The sequence below is a fragment of the Pseudomonas sp. NBRC 111124 genome (assembly GCF_001320245.1).
Lineage (GTDB): Bacteria > Pseudomonadota > Gammaproteobacteria > Pseudomonadales > Pseudomonadaceae > Aquipseudomonas.
This window is the reverse complement of record NZ_BCBA01000039.1, coordinates 60,400-74,642: the sequence shown is the minus strand read 5'-3', so window position 1 is coordinate 74,642 and position 14,243 is coordinate 60,400. Positions and strand designations below refer to the sequence as shown.

Genomic DNA, 14,243 nt, shown 5'->3' with positions numbered 1-14,243 from the left:
CTCTCCAGTGTGAAGGTGCGCTGCTGCCTTGAGGGCTGTAGACTCAAGGTAAGTTACGATTGGTAAGTTACTTTTGGTAGGTAAGCAATGTCAAGTGATGACAAGGCCCAGCCACGCAAGCGTCTTTCCCGCGAAGAGCGGCGGCGTCAACTGCTCGATGTGGCTTGGCAACTGGTGCGCGAGGATGGCACCGAAGCCTTGAGCCTCGGCCGCCTGGCTGAACAGGCCGGGGTCACCAAGCCGGTGGTGTATGACCACTTCGAGACCCGCAGCGGGCTGCTGTCAGCGTTGTACCTGGATTACGATGCCCGTCAGTCAGTGATGCTTGCGCAGGCGCTGGATGGCTGCGAGGCGACCTTGCCAGGGCGCGCCGGGGTGATTGCCGCTGCGTACGTGGATTGCGTGATAAGCCAGGGGCGCGAGATGCCCGGGGTGTCGGCGGCGCTGGCGGGGTCGCCGGAGCTGGAGGCCCTGAAGCGCGCCTATGAACAGCCGTTTCTCGACAAGTGCCGTGCCGCACTCGCTGATTTTGCGCCCAGTGGTGCGATTGGTGCGGCGGGCATGCGCCTGCTGGTGGGCGCGGCCGAGGCGCTGTCGCAGGCGGCTGCGGCCGGTGAGCTGGAGGTGGGCCAGGCCAAGGATGAACTGCAGGCGGCCATCATTGCCATGGTCGAACGGCAGTGAGCCGGCCTGGGGTCAGACCGGCAGGCTCTGGTAGGGCAGTTCATCGCCCGGGCTGCGGGCAAACTGGCGCTTGTACTCGCGGCTGAACTGCGAGGTGCTCTGATACCCCACCCGGTGCGCCGTCTGCGCCACCCCCAGCCCTTCACCGATCAGCATCTGCTGCGCCTTGAGCAGGCGCAGGCGTTTGAGGTACTGCATCGGTGCCATGTCGGTGCAGCGTTTGAAATGCTCATGGAAGGTTGACACGCTCATGTTGGCGCAGGCGGCCAGCGCCTCGACGCTCAGCGGTTCGGTGTAGTGCTCGCGCAGGTGCATCAGCGCCGCACCGATGCGGGCGAAGTGCCCCTGCTGCTCCACCAGCGCCCGCAGCACCCCGGCCTGAGGGCCGCGCAGGGCGGTGTACAACACCTCGCGAATGCGCGCAGGGCCGAGCACCTTGGCGTCCACCGGGTCCTGCAGGCAGTGCAGCAGGCGTTCCACAGATTCACGCATCGGTGCGTCGAGCGCCGCCGAGGTCATCGACTGTGGCGTTTGCGCCTGTACCGCCGGGTCGGGCGCCAGGCCCATGCTCTGCACCAGCTCGCCCAGCACACGGCGGTCGATGTCCACCGCCACGCCCAGCAGCGGCTCGTCGGGCGTGGCAAAGGTCTCGCACATGAACGGCACCGACAGCGCCTGCACCAGGTAATGCCCGGCACCGTATTCCAGGGTGCGCGGACCAAGGCGCGCCAGCTTGCTGCCCTGGGCCAGGATCATCAGGCTCGGCTCGTAGATCTGTGGGCTGCTGGCCACGTAGTGGTCCCAGCTCAGCACCTGCACTTGGGGCAGGTGCGTGGGCACGAAGCCCGGCCGGGTGGCCAGGCTACGGATCAGCGAGCACAGCGGGGCATTGGCGTCGACGTGGCGGGTCAGTTGCATGATGAACCAGGGCAGAGAATCAGACAGTGGCATCATCGCAGATTGGCTGGCCAGCGCCAGGTGGCAGATGGCAGGTTCGGAGGATCAGGCATGCATGCCGGAGAATCAGCCGTGGGCGGAGTAGGGCGCTGGCGAGCAGAATGCGCAGCCTGAATCGTTTCACTTCCCTGTGAGGTCCTGCAATGTACACCGCCATCGGTTACGCCGCCCAAACCCCGACCAGCCCCTTGGCCCCCATGACCTTCGAGCGCCGCGCCCCGCGCCCGGACGACGTCGCCATCGAGATCCTCTACTGCGGCGTGTGCCACTCCGACATCCACCAGGCGCGCAACGAGTGGGGCATCGCCGTGTACCCGCTGATGCCTGGCCACGAGATCATCGGTCGGGTCACCGCCGTGGGTGACCAGGTCACTTCGCACAAGGTCGGCGATCTGGTCGGCGTCGGCTGCATGGTCGACTCCTGCCGCCACTGTGAAGCCTGCGTCAAGGACCTGGAGCAATACTGCCTTGAAGGCCCGACCATGACCTATGCCACCCCGGACCGGGTCGATGGCAGCAACACCATGGGCGGCTACTCCAGCAGCATCGTGGTCAGTGAGCACTTCGTGGTGCGCATCCCGGCCGGCATGGACCTGCCCAGCGCGGCGCCGATCCTCTGCGCAGGTATCACCACCTACTCCCCGCTCAAGCACCATGGCGTCGGCCCCGGCCACAAGGTCGGCATCCTCGGCATGGGTGGCCTGGGCCACATGGGCATCAAGCTGGCCAAGGCGCTGGGCGCCGAAGTGACCCTGTTCACCCGCTCCCAGGCCAAGGCTGAAGAAGCCCGCCGCCAGGGCGCCGACCACGTGATCGTGTCCACCGATGTCGAGCAGATGCGTGCCGCCGCCGGCCGTTTCGACTTCCTGCTCGACACCATCCCGGTGCAGCACGACCTCAACCCGTACCTGGAAACCCTCAAGTTCGACGGCGTGCACATCCTGGTCGGCCTGATCGAGCCGATCGACCCGGCCGTGCATGCGGCCAACCTGGTGATGAAGCGCAGGGTGCTGGCCGGTTCGCTGATCGGCGGCATCGCTGAAACCCAGGAAGTGCTGGATTTCTGCGCCGCGCATGACATTCGTTGCGACATCGAGATGCTCGACATCCGCAACATCAACCAGGCCTACGAGCGCATGATCGCCGGCGATGTGAAGTACCGCTTCGTCATCGACATGGCAACCCTGCAGGGCTGATGGTTATCTGCACCGGCCCCTGCGCCGGTGCAGGCGGGGCCTTGCGCCACCGACCGCCAGGGTTTTCCCGAGGCTGCCAAGGTTGTGACGCCTTGAGGTGACGCGTACCATGCAGGCATTCCTACCAATAACAAACCCGTGCCTCAGCGCGGCCGCTACTTGGCCCCTGACGCGCGTCCTTTCGCCTTGCCTGCGGAGAACAGATTCCAGCCCATGAACGGACCTATCCCCACCAACCTGCCTCCGACCACGGGTGGCGGCAGCTGGCTGAGCGTGATCGCACTGGCCTTGGCGGCCTTCATTTTCAACACCACCGAGTTCGTCCCGGTGGCGCTGCTCAGTGACATCGGCAGCAGCTTCGACATGACCACCGCGCAGGTCGGCCTGATGCTGACCATCTATGCCTGGGTGGTAGCGCTGGCTTCGCTGCCGATGATGCTGCTCACCCGCAACATCGAGCGCCGGCGCCTGCTGCTGTTCGTGTTCGTGGTGTTCATCGTCAGCCATCTGCTGTCGTGGTTGTCGCAAAGCTTCGCCATGCTGCTGGTCAGCCGCATCGGCATCGCCCTGGCCCATGCCGTGTTCTGGGCGATCACCGCGTCGCTGGCCGTGCGCGTGGCGCCGCCGGGCCAGCAGGCCAAGGCGCTGGGGTTGCTGGCGACGGGTACGACCCTGGCGATGGTGTTGGGCATTCCACTTGGGCGGATGGTGGGTGAAGCGCTGGGCTGGCGCATTACCTTCCTCAGCATCGCCGGCGTAGCGCTTGCGACCATGCTGTGCCTGATGAAGTCGCTGCCATTGCTGCCGAGCCAGAACTCTGGCTCGCTGCGCAGCCTGCCCATCCTGTTCAAGCGCCCGGCGCTGGTGATTACCTACCTGCTGGTGACCCTGGTGATCACCGCGCAATTCACCGCCTACAGCTACATCGAGCCGTTTGCGTTGCACGTGGCGCAGATCGGTGGCGAGCGCACCACGCTGTTGCTGCTGTTGTTCGGTGGTGCTGGCGTGGTCGGCTCAGTGCTGTTCAGCCGCTACAGCGACCGCTTCCCGCAGGGTTTCCTGGTGGGCTCGATCGGCGTGCTGGCGGCTTGCCTGCTGTTGCTGTTGCCACTGTCCGGCAACTTCTATGTGTTCGCGGCGTTGAGCATGTTCTGGGGCGTGGCGATTCTCAGTTTCAGCCTGGCGCTGCAATCGAAAACCCTGAAGCTGGCGTCCGATGCTACCGACGTGGCCATGGCGCTGTTCTCCGGCATCTACAACATCGGCATCGGTGGTGGGGCGTTGCTGGGGAGTATCGTCAGCAGCCAGATGGGTGTGGCCGATATCGGCATGGTGGGTGGCAGTGTGGCAGTGGTCGGCCTGCTGCTGGCGGTGGCCAGTACCCGGTGGTTCCGTGAGGCCCTGAGCCACTGATTACCTGCACCGGCCTCTTGGCGGGCAAGCCCGCTCCCACAGGAACTGCACAAACTTTGAAGGCTGTGCAGTACCTGTGGGAGCGGGCGAGCCCGCGAAGAGGCCAGCACAGGAAAACTCATGACTCAGCTCAGCACCGCAGCCCAAGCCGACACCAGCAGCAACCCCGCCAACCCCCGGTTGAACCACAGCAACCGCCCCGGCGCCTGCAACCAGCGCGCACTGCCCACCCCCAACACTGCCCACACCGCCATGCACGGCACGGCAATCAGCAAGAACACCATCGCCAGCTGCCACACCGGTAATGAGGGCGCCGCAAATACGCCGATCACTGCCACCGCCATCATCCATACCTTGGGGTTGACCACCTGCAGCGACGCCGCGCTCACTGCGCCGAACGGTTTGCCGCCTGCGCTACCCAGCGGCTCGCCGGCACTACGCAACATGCGCCAGGCCAGCCAGCTCAACCACAGCAACCCGCCCCAGCTCATCGCGTGTTGGGCCAGCGCATGCCGCACCAGTACGTCACCCAGCCCAAGGCCGACCAGCAACACGATCGCCGCCGCCGCACCGCAGGCGGCCAGCGTCGGTGCCACACTCGCGCGCAGGCCGTGCCGGGCGCCCTGGGCGAGGATCAGCAGGTTGGTCGGCCCCGGGCTGATGCTCGAGACCAAGGCGAATAGGATGAAGGGCAACAACGATTGCGACATGGGAATGGCTCCGAATGATCAGGGCCCCATGGTCGCCATTGGCAGGCTGTCAGTCTGGAAGGTTTGAGCAGCGGCGACGGTAATCGGCAGGTGTCAGCCGATAGGCACGGCGGAACCAGCGCCCCAGGTGACTCTGGTCGGCAAAGCCCAGGGCCATGGCCACCTCGGCAGGTGTCTGGCCCTGGGCAAGCAGACGCCGGGCACGGGCCAGCCGCAGCTGGATCAGGTAGGCATGGGGCGCGAGGCCGAAGGCGGCCTTGAACGCCCGGGTCAGGCGGAAGCGGTCGACCCCGCAGGCCTGTGCAACCTGCTCCAGGCCGATATCCTGATCGAAGTGGGCATGCAGAAAATCACGCGCTCGCTGCGCCGTCAGTGGCAGACGCGGGTCAGGGTTCAGGCGCTTGCGCCAGTGCAGATGATGGGTCAGGGTGGCCAGCAGATCGTCCATGGCCGTCTGGCGCACGATGCGCAGCTCATGGCCATGCACCGCCTGGAATGCCAGGGCAGTGGCACGGGCCAGGCGTTCGTCGTGGCACAAGGTGTCGGCGAAGCTTGGCAGACTGTCACCGGGGGCCTGCTCGAACAGCGCCCGCAGCTCGGTGTCCAGCCAGGTCGGCTCAAGGTACAGGGTCGAATAGGTGAAGCCTTCGGCGGTCGGCGCGTGGCCGTCGTGAAGGTCGCCGGGTTCGAGCAGGAAAACCTGGCCTGCGGTGCTCTGGTGGCGCACCCGGCGGCAGTTGAACTGCTGCACACCTTGCTCGGTGAAACCGACCAGGAAGCTGTCGTGCCAATGCGGGTCGTAGGCATGGCCGACAAAATGCGCGCGGACCGACTCGATGCCGGTATCGGCGTCCTGCTTGAGGTCGATCCAGTTGCTCATGGCGCGGCGCTGCTGACGGGTAGGGCAGTTCACCATACCCGAGATATGCCAAGTGGTTTAGAACAATTGTGCAGGCTGCAGCGCGGCAAAACGCTCGCGCAGCCACAGGTGCAGTTGTGTCACGGCAGGCGAGAGTTGCTTGCGGTGCGGGCAAACCAGCGTCACCGGCGTGGCTTCGCCCTGATGGTCCGGCAGAAGGATTTCCAGCTCGCCGGCGGCAATGTTGGCGCTGACGTCCAGCCACGACTTGTAGACGATGCCTTCGCCTTCCAGCGCCCAGCGCCGCACCACGTCGGCATCGTCGCTGACCAGCGGCCCGCGTACCTGCACGGTGCGGTTGCCAAGCTGCCATTTGTCGTACACGCGGTTGTGCTGCAGGTATAGCAAACAGTCGTGTTGCAGCAGTTCATCGGGCGTACGGGGGCGGCCGTGGCGGGCCAGGTAGGCGGGGGATGCCACCACCACCCGGCGGTTCCAGGGCGCCAACGGCAAGGCGATGTAGTTGGCGTCCTGATTGAGGCCATAGCGGATGGCGATGTCCACCGGGTCGCGGCTGAAATCGGCGATCTGGTCGGAGAGGAAGTAACGCAGGCTCAGCGCCGGGTGCTCGCGGCGAAAGGCGCTGAGCCAGGGCAGCAACAGGTTGCGGCCAATGTCGGAAGGCGCCGAGACCTGCAACACCCCACGCAGGGTGCTGTGGCTGCCGTGCAGCTGTTCGTGGCCCTGGCGCAGGGTGTCCAGCACGCGCTGGGCGGTGGGCAGGTAAAGCTCGCCTTCGGCGGTCAGGCGCAGGCTGCGGGTGGTACGGGCGAACAGGCGCACGTCGAGGTCGCGCTCCAGGCGCTTGATCGCGGCGGCCACTTGCCCGGGCAGCAGGTCGGCTTCGTGGGCGGCAGCGGTGAAGCTGCCCAGGGCGCTGCTGCGCACGAACAGTTCCAGGTCGGTGATGCGGAGCATTTTCACGCCAATGATGAAAGTGTTGCTGCATTCTGCCGGTTTTTCTTATCAGCAGGAAAGATAAGATGCGCGACAAATCCCGTTTCGTTCACTGGAGTTGCAGCATGGATACCGTCTCCCTGGCCAAGCGCCGTTACACCACCAAGGCCTACGATGCCGACCGCAAGATTCCTCAGGCTACCGTCGATGCGTTGCTTGAACAGCTGCGCCACAGCCCGTCCTCGGTCAACTCGCAGCCTTGGCATTTCATCGTCGCCGATAGCGCCGAAGGCAAGGCCCGCCTGGCCAAGGCCACCGACGGTCGTTTTGCCTACAACTCGCCAAAAATTCGCGATGCCTCGCATGTGATCGTGTTCTGCACCCGCACCGACATGACCGAGGCGCACCTGAATGCAGTGCTCGACCAGGAGCAGGCCGATGGCCGTTTCCGCGACGAGCAGGCGCGCGCAGGGCAGAACCAGAGCCGTCGCGGCTATGTGGACCTGCACCGCTTCGATCAGAAAGACCTGCAGCACTGGATGGAGAAGCAGACCTACCTGGCCTTGGGTACCGCGCTGCTCGGTGCTGCCGCCCACGGCCTGGATGCCACGCCGATCGAAGGGTTTGACAGCAAGGTGCTGGATGCCGAACTGGGGCTGCGTGAGCAGGGTTACAGCAGCGTAGTGGTGTTGAGCCTGGGCTATCGCAGCGAGGCGGACTTCAATGCTGGCCTGAACAAGTCGCGCCTGCCGGCTTCCACGGTGTTCACCTTCCTTTGAGGTAAGGTTGGGCGTTGGGGTGAGGCATGCACACAGCCCCTACCACAACGCCGCAGAAGCCGCCGTCACAGCCCGCGCGAACACCGCGATCGCCGTGTCCACCTCGGCCTCGCTGGTAAACCGCCCGATACTCACCCGCACACTTTTGCGCGCCCGTGCCTCATCCAGCCCCAGTGCCAGCAGCACATGGGAAGCCGCATTGCTCGCCGAGTTGCAAGCCGAGGTGGTCGACAGCGCCAGTTCACTGGCCAAGGCCATGCTGTTGAAGCCGTTGGCCTCGACGCACAGGTTCAAGGTGTGAGGAATACGCTGCAGGGCGCAACCGTTGAGGCTCACGCCGGGCAGTGCCAGCAACCCTTCACGCAAGCGCCTGGCCAATCGCTCGATACGCTGGTGCTCGCTGTCACCCGGCTCACCGGCCAAGGCGAAGGCACTGCCCATGCCGACGATCTGGTGCGTCGGCAAGGTACCCGAGCGCAACCCTTGCTCATGCCCGCCACCGTGGATCTGCGCACGCATCAGCTCACGGGCGCGGGGCCCGACATACAGTGCGCCGATACCTTTTGGCCCATACACCTTGTGCGCCGAGAACGACATCAGGTCCACCGCCATCGCCTGCAGGTCGATAGCCAGCTTGCCAACCGCCTGGGCCGCATCCACATGCAGCAGGGCGCCATGGGCACGAACCCGTTCGCCGATGGCTGCAAAATCGGTGACAGTGCCCAGTTCGTTGTTGACGGCCATCAGCGACACCAGGCGGGTGTCGGCGCGCAGGGCCGCCTGCACGGCGTAGGGCTGGATCAGGCCGTTGTCATCCGGCGCCAGACGCGTGATGGCCCAGCCCTGGCGCTCCAGTTCGTTGACCGTGTCGAGCACGGCCTTGTGCTCCAGTTGGCTGGTGATCAGATGACCCGGCTGGGCCATGCCCTGGGCGATGCCCTTGAGCGCCAGGTTATTGGACTCGGTGGCGCCGGATGTCCAGATGATGTCGCTCGCTTGCGCGCCGACCCGTTCGGCTACTTGCCGGCGGGCCTGCTCGACCACCTCGCGTGCGGCCTGGCCGTAAGCGTGGCCGCTGGAGGCGGGGTTGCCGAAGTTAACCTGGCGACCGAGACAGGTGAGCATGGTTTCGATGACCCGGTCATCGACCGGGGTAGTGGCGGCGTAGTCGAAATAGAGTGGGGCGCTAGGCATGGGGCGGGTCCGTGCAATGTTGCCGTGGTGCCGGCAATCGTTGCATCAAGCCTAAGCGCTGGAGTAGAAAAGAATTTGCCTTTTATGCTGCCTCATACAGACTTGCGGAGAATATTTTTCTCTATTCATAGATCACGATGGAATAGATTTTCTGTATGTGGATTCGCAACGAACCCACAGGGCTGTGCTTGGGCTCAGGCAGGGTCCATTGCTCGCTCTTCTTCGGCCACTACACGCTCGCACAATTCGATGATCTGCTCGCGCATCCAGCGGTTGGCTGGATCCTGGTCGGTGCTCTCGTGCCAGTACAGGTGCGTCTCCAACGGTGGCACCTCCACCGGCAGCGGGTGGAAGCGTAGTTGGTGTCGGCGGGCGAAGCGCTCGGGCACCGTCATGGCCATGTCGGTTTGCTGCAATACCTGCGAAGCCATCAGGTAATGCTGGGAGCGTAGCGCGACCTTGCGCTGCACGCCCATTTTGCCCAGTGCCAGGTCGACGTAACCCAGGCCGTTACGGCGGCTGGAGATATGGATGTGGGTCATGCCCAGGTAGTTGTCGAGGGTCAGCTTGGCATCGGCCAGCGGGTGACCCTGGCGCAGGGCGCAGACGTAGCGGTCCTGCATCAGCTTGACGTGGCGTACCTGCGGGTCGGTGTTGAGCGGGGCGTCAACGGCAAAGTCCAGGCGCCCGGCAGCCAGTTCCTTGGTGGTTTCGCGGCGCTTGCACAGGAAGCTTTCGATCAGCACCGCGGGGGCGAGGCGGCGCAGACGCTGGAACAGCGGCGGCAGGATCACCGCTTCGGTCAGGTCGGTCATGCTGATGCGGAAGGTCTTGTTGGCCTGCTGCGGGTTGAAGATGCGGCTTTCCTGCACCGAGGTACGCAGCAGCGCCAAGGCATTGCGCACCGGGCCGATGATGTTCTGCGCCATGGGCGTAGGCACCATGCCCTGGGCAGTGCGGACGAACAGCGGGTCGTTGAAGGTTTCGCGCAGCCGCGACAGGGCATTGGACACTGCCGGCTGGGTGATGCCGACGATCTGCCCGGCGCGGGTCAGGTTGGCTTCGGTGTAGATCGCGTCGAAGACGATGAACAGGTTGAGGTCGACCTTGCTGAGGTTCATGGCGCCGCTCTTTGTTGGAATTATGGGTCGATCATATATCGGTTATGAATGTTTATACACGCCGAAAATAGACTAGGTAGATCGAGGTTGGCTGCTCTAGGCTCTGCCCATGTACTTCGAACCGTGAAGGTAACCCTGATGGATTTCGCCTATTCGCCCAAGGTCCAGGCACTGCGTGAGCGCGTCAGCGCGTTCATGGAGGCCCATGTCTACCCCGCCGAGCCGGTGTTCGAGCGCCAGGTCGCCGAGGGTGACCGCTGGCAACCCACCGCGATCATGGAGGCGCTCAAGGCCAAGGCCCGGGCCGAGGGCTTGTGGAACCTGTTTCTGCCGGAGTCGGAATACGGCGCCGGCCTGAGCAACCTGGAATACGCACCGCTGGCCGAGATCATGGGTCGCTCGCTGCTGGGCCCGGAGCCGTTCAACTGCTCGGCGCCGGACACCGGCAACATGGAAGTGCTGGTGCGCTATGGCAGCGAGGCACAGAAGCGCCAGTGGCTGGAGCCGCTGCTGCGCGGCGAGATCCGCTCGGCATTCGCCATGACTGAGCCGGACGTGGCCTCCTCGGACGCGACCAACATGGCGGCCACCGCCGTGCGTGACGGTGATGAGTGGGTAATCAATGGCCGCAAATGGTGGACGTCCGGCGCTTGTGACCCACGCTGCAAGGTGATGATCTTCATGGGCCTGTCCAACCCCGAAGGTCCGCGCCATCAGCAACACTCGATGGTGCTGGTGCCGACCGATGCCCCGGGGGTGAAGATCGTCCGCCCATTGCCGGTGTTCGGTTATGACGATGCGCCGCACGGCCATGCCGAAGTGCTGTTCGAGAACGTGCGGGTGCCGTATGAAAACGTGATCCTTGGGGAAGGGCGTGGTTTCGAGATTGCCCAGGGGCGCCTGGGCCCAGGCCGCATTCACCATTGCATGCGTTCGGTCGGCATGGCCGAGCGGGCGCTGGAGCTGATGTGCAAGCGCTCGGTTGAACGCACGGCCTTCGGCCGGCCATTGGCGCGCCTGGGCGGTAACGTCGACAAGATCGCCGACTCGCGCATGGAAATCGACATGGCGCGCCTGCTGACGCTGAAGGCGGCTTACATGATGGACACCGTCGGCAACAAGGTCGCCCGCAGCGAGATCGCGCAGATCAAGGTCGTGGCGCCGAACGTGGCGTTGAAGGTGATTGACCGGGCGATCCAGATGCATGGGGGCGCCGGGGTGAGTGGTGATTTCCCGCTGGCTTACATGTATGCGATGCAGCGGACACTGCGCCTGGCTGATGGGCCGGATGAGGTGCATCGGGCGGCAATCGGCAAGTACGAGATCGGCAAGTATGTGCCGGTGGAGATGTTGCGCGGCGCAAGGTGATGTAAGTCTGTACCGGCCCCTTCGCGGGCTCGCCCGCTCCTACAGAGAAAGCACAGCATTCGAACCTGTGATCCCTGTGGGAGCGGGCGAGCCCGCGAAGAGGCCGCTACGGGCTTACTGAGTCTTGAGGTCTACCATCAGATCCTTGGCCGCCTTGGTGGCCAGTACACTCATCAGCTTGCTCATCTCATCCTGGCGCCCCACGCCAGTGTCGGATCCCGCCATCCTCACGCTCGGCACCGGCGTCCTTGGCGTCGCGGGCGGACACCGCTTCCTTTTCTTCCTCTTTGAGCCGGCTCCGCCGTGCCATCCTCAGTTCCGCCAGCACCTCTTGCACCCGCACCTGTCGTCGAAACGCCATAAAGTCGGAAAGCTCAGCTGATGCTGTAGGAAGTTTCCATCGTCACGACGCAAAAAATTCTTCAGACGTTTAATGAGCGGCGAGTGCATCCTGCAGTAAATGGGGCCCGATTCCTCGTCGGCGCCGAGTGTGCTTTCGAGTTTTCTTTCAAAGGTGATTTTTAGAGTTTGTAGGAAACTTCCGATTATGTGCGGGTGACTGGAAATATATTGTTGCTTGTGCATATCGGAAGTTGGTTTGAGAGGGTGCTGATTGTGTTGATGTAGGTCAATGTCTGAGCCGCGACTGAGCTGTTTCCATTAGATGTAGCGTTGTACTGGCGCAACTGAGATGGCTTGTGTGGTCCATTGTTTTTAACTAAGTCTTGTAGGACGCTTCCTTATTTTTAGAGGGGGGTGGCGCAGCGTGGAAAATTGCGCCATGGTTTCGTGAGGAAATGGTTCTGGATAGCGCTTCAAGCAGTAGTGCGCAGTGGTTCAGTTGGGTTTGAAACTCGATGGGTCTTCGGGATCGTTAACTTTCCTTTCTAGTCCTCGCCAGGGATTCCGGTTTTAGGAGAATGTATGGCTTCAAACAGCTTTCAAAATGAAGTGCCGAAGGCGCGGGTCAATATCAAGCTAGACCTGCACACTGGCGGTGCCCAGCGTAAGGTGGAACTTCCGCTCAAGCTCATGCTGATGGGGGACTACAGCAACGGCAAGGAGCAGCGCCCGCTGTCAGAGCGGCCGAAGGTCAATATCAACAAGAATAATTTCGACAGTGTGCTGTCCGATCTCTCTCCGAGTCTCAAGCTTATCGTTGAAGATACGTTGTCGGCGGACGGTGGCGAGACGCCGATCGAATTGAATTTTCAGCGCATGAAGGACTTCGAGCCGGAGCAGGTTGCTCGGCAGATTCCCCAGTTGCGTGCACTGTTGGCGATGCGGAATTTACTGCGCGAGCTGAAGGCCAATCTTCTGGATAACGCAACGTTCCGTGCCGAACTGGAGCGGATACTAAAAGATGATGCGCTAAGTGACGAGCTGCGTAAGGAACTCGCTGCCCTTGCTGCGCAAAGCGAGCGCTAGAAACCACCCTCTCGACAGACGGGAAGCTAATAAATGTCCGAAGAACAGTCTTCTGCGCAATCGCGTGGCGCCACCGTGCAGGTGGAAGAAAACCAGAGTGTCTATCACGCGCTATTTGAAAGAATTAACCTCGAGCCGCTTGATCAGATGGGTGGCATTGAAATGTTCCAAAGTGTCGATGCAATGTCGGAATCGACAGTTAATGAGCGCGTGACTGCATCGGTGAGCGTTTTTCTGGACCGGCTCAAGCAGGTCTCTCCGAAGGTGGAGAAACTGGACAGGGCTTTGCTGGATGAGCACATCGCCTCGATTGACGCTCAGATCAGCAGCCAGCTGGACGCGGTCATGCATCATCCGGATTTTCAGCGGGTCGAATCGATCTGGCGTGGCGCGAAATCGTTGATTGATCAGACGGATTTTCGTCAAAACGTTCGGATAGAGCTGCTGGATATCAGCAAAGAGCATTTGATGCAGGACTTTGAGGACGCGCCGGAGATTTCTCAAAGCGGTATGTATCTGCATACCTACACCCAGGAATATGATACGCCTGGTGGTGAGCCCATCGCGGCGGCGGTTTCGAATTACGAATTTGGACGAGGGGCGCAAGATATCGCGCTGTTGCGCAATGTTTCGAAAGTGGCAGCCGCAGCGCATATGCCCTTCTTGTGCTCGGTTGGCCCGGCGTTCTTCGGCAAGGACACCATGGAGGAAGTTGCCGCGATCAAGGATATCGGCAACTACATGGATCGCGCTGAATACATCAAATGGCATGCCTTTGCGCAAAGCGATGACGCCCGTTACGTGGGGCCGACTATGCCCCGTGTATTGGGGCGCCTGCCTTATGGGCCTGACACCAATCCGGTGCGACTCTTTAATTATGTGGAACAGGTCAAGGGGCCCGACCACAGCAAATACCTGTGGGTGAATTCGACATTTTCATTCGCAGCCAACATGGTCAAAAGCTTTATCGCCAATGGTTGGTGCGTGCAGATCCGAGGGCCGCAGTCCGGTGGCGCTGTCACGAACTTGCCGATCCACTTGTACGACATGGGGACAGGTAGCCAAGTCAAGATCCCCTCGGAAGTGATGATCCCGGAGACCCGAGAGTTTGAGTTTGCCAACCTGGGCTTGATTCCACTCTCCTATTACAAGAATCGGGACTACGCGTGTTTCTTCTCGGCCAACTCGGCGCATAAGCCGGCTGTCTATGACACGGCGGAGGCCACGGCAAATAGCCGTATCAATTCGCGGTTGCCCTATGTGTTCCTGCTTTCGCGCATTGCACATTATTTGAAACTGATCCAGCGGGAGAATATCGGTACCACCAAAGACCGTCGCCTGTTGGAGTTGGAACTCAACAGGTGGGTAAGTGGTTTGGTCACCGAGATGACGGACCCTGGGGATGACTTACAGGCATCTCACCCGCTGCGAGAAGCCAAAGTGGTTGTCGAGGATATTGATGACAATCCGGGCTTCTTCAGGGTCAAGTTGTTTGCTGTGCCGCATTTCCAGGTTGAGGGCATGGACATCAACCTCTCTTTGGTTTCGCAGATGCCCAAAGCAAAATCTTGATTGCG

The 14,243-nt window shown here is 62.4% G+C and carries 13 protein-coding genes; 7 read left to right on the top strand and 6 right to left on the bottom strand.

The window, feature by feature from the left end; all coding sequences use genetic code 11:
• The first annotated feature begins 87 nt into the window (after positions 1 to 87).
• A complete protein-coding gene (locus APH28_RS16065; RefSeq protein WP_060510945.1) occupies positions 88 to 684 on the top strand; it encodes a TetR/AcrR family transcriptional regulator in 597 nt (198 codons plus the stop codon).
• 12 nt (positions 685 to 696) lie between these two features.
• Here the strand turns inward: APH28_RS16065 and APH28_RS16060 are convergent, their stop codons facing one another.
• Positions 697 to 1,602, bottom strand: coding sequence for an AraC family transcriptional regulator (locus tag APH28_RS16060; RefSeq protein WP_060511085.1), 906 nt, complete (start codon positions 1,600 to 1,602; stop codon positions 697 to 699).
• 182 nt (positions 1,603 to 1,784) lie between these two features.
• On the opposite strand from APH28_RS16060, the gene calA reads away from it, so the two are divergent.
• Positions 1,785 to 2,837, top strand: coding sequence for a vanillin reductase (gene calA / locus APH28_RS16055; RefSeq protein ID WP_060510942.1), 1,053 nt, complete (start codon positions 1,785 to 1,787; stop codon positions 2,835 to 2,837).
• 213 nt (positions 2,838 to 3,050) lie between these two features.
• Positions 3,051 to 4,250, top strand: coding sequence for a sugar transporter (locus tag APH28_RS16050; RefSeq protein WP_060510940.1), 1,200 nt, complete (start codon positions 3,051 to 3,053; stop codon positions 4,248 to 4,250).
• A 125-nt stretch (positions 4,251 to 4,375) separates the two neighbouring features.
• On the opposite strand, the gene APH28_RS16045 is transcribed toward APH28_RS16050, so the two are convergent.
• The 3 genes from APH28_RS16045 to APH28_RS16035 are packed head-to-tail and all read right to left on the bottom strand — an operon-like array spanning position 4,376 to position 6,797.
• Positions 4,376 to 4,960: a LysE family translocator gene (locus tag APH28_RS16045; protein ID WP_060510938.1), complete on the bottom strand. Its 585-nt coding sequence runs from the start codon at positions 4,958 to 4,960 to the stop codon at positions 4,376 to 4,378.
• 49 nt (positions 4,961 to 5,009) lie between these two features.
• Positions 5,010 to 5,840: an AraC family transcriptional regulator gene (locus APH28_RS16040; protein WP_060510936.1), complete on the bottom strand. Its 831-nt coding sequence runs from the start codon at positions 5,838 to 5,840 to the stop codon at positions 5,010 to 5,012.
• A gap of 57 nt (positions 5,841 to 5,897) precedes the next feature.
• Complete coding sequence (locus APH28_RS16035; protein ID WP_060510935.1) at positions 5,898 to 6,797, bottom strand: LysR family transcriptional regulator; 900 nt, start codon at positions 6,795 to 6,797, stop codon at positions 5,898 to 5,900.
• Positions 6,798 to 6,901: 104 nt separating this feature from the next.
• Between APH28_RS16035 and nfsB the strand changes: the two genes are divergently transcribed.
• Positions 6,902 to 7,555 carry an oxygen-insensitive NAD(P)H nitroreductase gene (gene nfsB / locus APH28_RS16030; RefSeq protein WP_060510934.1) on the top strand — a complete coding sequence of 218 codons (654 nt, stop codon included), beginning with the start codon at positions 6,902 to 6,904 and terminating at the stop codon, positions 7,553 to 7,555.
• A gap of 39 nt (positions 7,556 to 7,594) precedes the next feature.
• Here nfsB and APH28_RS16025 read toward each other — a convergent pair whose 3' ends face one another.
• Entirely contained in the window at positions 7,595 to 8,749 is a 1,155-nt protein-coding gene (locus APH28_RS16025; RefSeq protein WP_060510933.1) for a cysteine desulfurase family protein, read from the bottom strand.
• 194 nt (positions 8,750 to 8,943) lie between these two features.
• Positions 8,944 to 9,870, bottom strand: a complete 927-nt coding sequence (locus APH28_RS16020; RefSeq protein ID WP_060510932.1) for a LysR family transcriptional regulator — start codon at positions 9,868 to 9,870, stop codon at positions 8,944 to 8,946.
• Between the two features lie 138 nt (positions 9,871 to 10,008).
• Here APH28_RS16020 and APH28_RS16015 point away from each other — a divergent pair, with 138 nt between their 5' ends.
• From APH28_RS16015 to tssC, 3 genes are all read left to right on the top strand, one after another.
• Complete coding sequence (locus tag APH28_RS16015; protein ID WP_060510930.1) at positions 10,009 to 11,238, top strand: acyl-CoA dehydrogenase; 1,230 nt, start codon at positions 10,009 to 10,011, stop codon at positions 11,236 to 11,238.
• Positions 11,239 to 12,162: 924 nt separating this feature from the next.
• Entirely contained in the window at positions 12,163 to 12,666 is a 504-nt protein-coding gene (gene tssB / locus APH28_RS16010) for a type VI secretion system contractile sheath small subunit (RefSeq protein ID WP_060510928.1), read from the top strand.
• A gap of 33 nt (positions 12,667 to 12,699) precedes the next feature.
• Positions 12,700 to 14,238 carry a type VI secretion system contractile sheath large subunit gene (gene tssC / locus APH28_RS16005; RefSeq protein WP_060510926.1) on the top strand — a complete coding sequence of 513 codons (1,539 nt, stop codon included), beginning with the start codon at positions 12,700 to 12,702 and terminating at the stop codon, positions 14,236 to 14,238.
• Positions 14,239 to 14,243: the final 5 nt, after the last annotated feature.

Coding starts and splice junctions, on each gene's coding strand:
- APH28_RS16060 (WP_060511085.1), bottom strand. CDS start 1,602: ATGCAACTGACCCGCCACGTCGACGCCAATGCCCCGCTGTGCTCGCTG.
- APH28_RS16015 (WP_060510930.1), top strand. CDS start 10,009: ATGGATTTCGCCTATTCGCCCAAGGTCCAGGCACTGCGTGAGCGCGTC.
- APH28_RS16065 (WP_060510945.1), top strand. CDS start 88: ATGTCAAGTGATGACAAGGCCCAGCCACGCAAGCGTCTTTCCCGCGAA.
- tssC (WP_060510926.1), top strand. CDS start 12,700: ATGTCCGAAGAACAGTCTTCTGCGCAATCGCGTGGCGCCACCGTGCAG.
- APH28_RS16025 (WP_060510933.1), bottom strand. CDS start 8,749: ATGCCTAGCGCCCCACTCTATTTCGACTACGCCGCCACTACCCCGGTC.
- APH28_RS16020 (WP_060510932.1), bottom strand. CDS start 9,870: ATGAACCTCAGCAAGGTCGACCTCAACCTGTTCATCGTCTTCGACGCG.
- APH28_RS16040 (WP_060510936.1), bottom strand. CDS start 5,840: ATGAGCAACTGGATCGACCTCAAGCAGGACGCCGATACCGGCATCGAG.
- calA (WP_060510942.1), top strand. CDS start 1,785: ATGTACACCGCCATCGGTTACGCCGCCCAAACCCCGACCAGCCCCTTG.
- APH28_RS16050 (WP_060510940.1), top strand. CDS start 3,051: ATGAACGGACCTATCCCCACCAACCTGCCTCCGACCACGGGTGGCGGC.
- nfsB (WP_060510934.1), top strand. CDS start 6,902: ATGGATACCGTCTCCCTGGCCAAGCGCCGTTACACCACCAAGGCCTAC.
- APH28_RS16045 (WP_060510938.1), bottom strand. CDS start 4,960: ATGTCGCAATCGTTGTTGCCCTTCATCCTATTCGCCTTGGTCTCGAGC.
- APH28_RS16035 (WP_060510935.1), bottom strand. CDS start 6,797: ATGCTCCGCATCACCGACCTGGAACTGTTCGTGCGCAGCAGCGCCCTG.
- tssB (WP_060510928.1), top strand. CDS start 12,163: ATGGCTTCAAACAGCTTTCAAAATGAAGTGCCGAAGGCGCGGGTCAAT.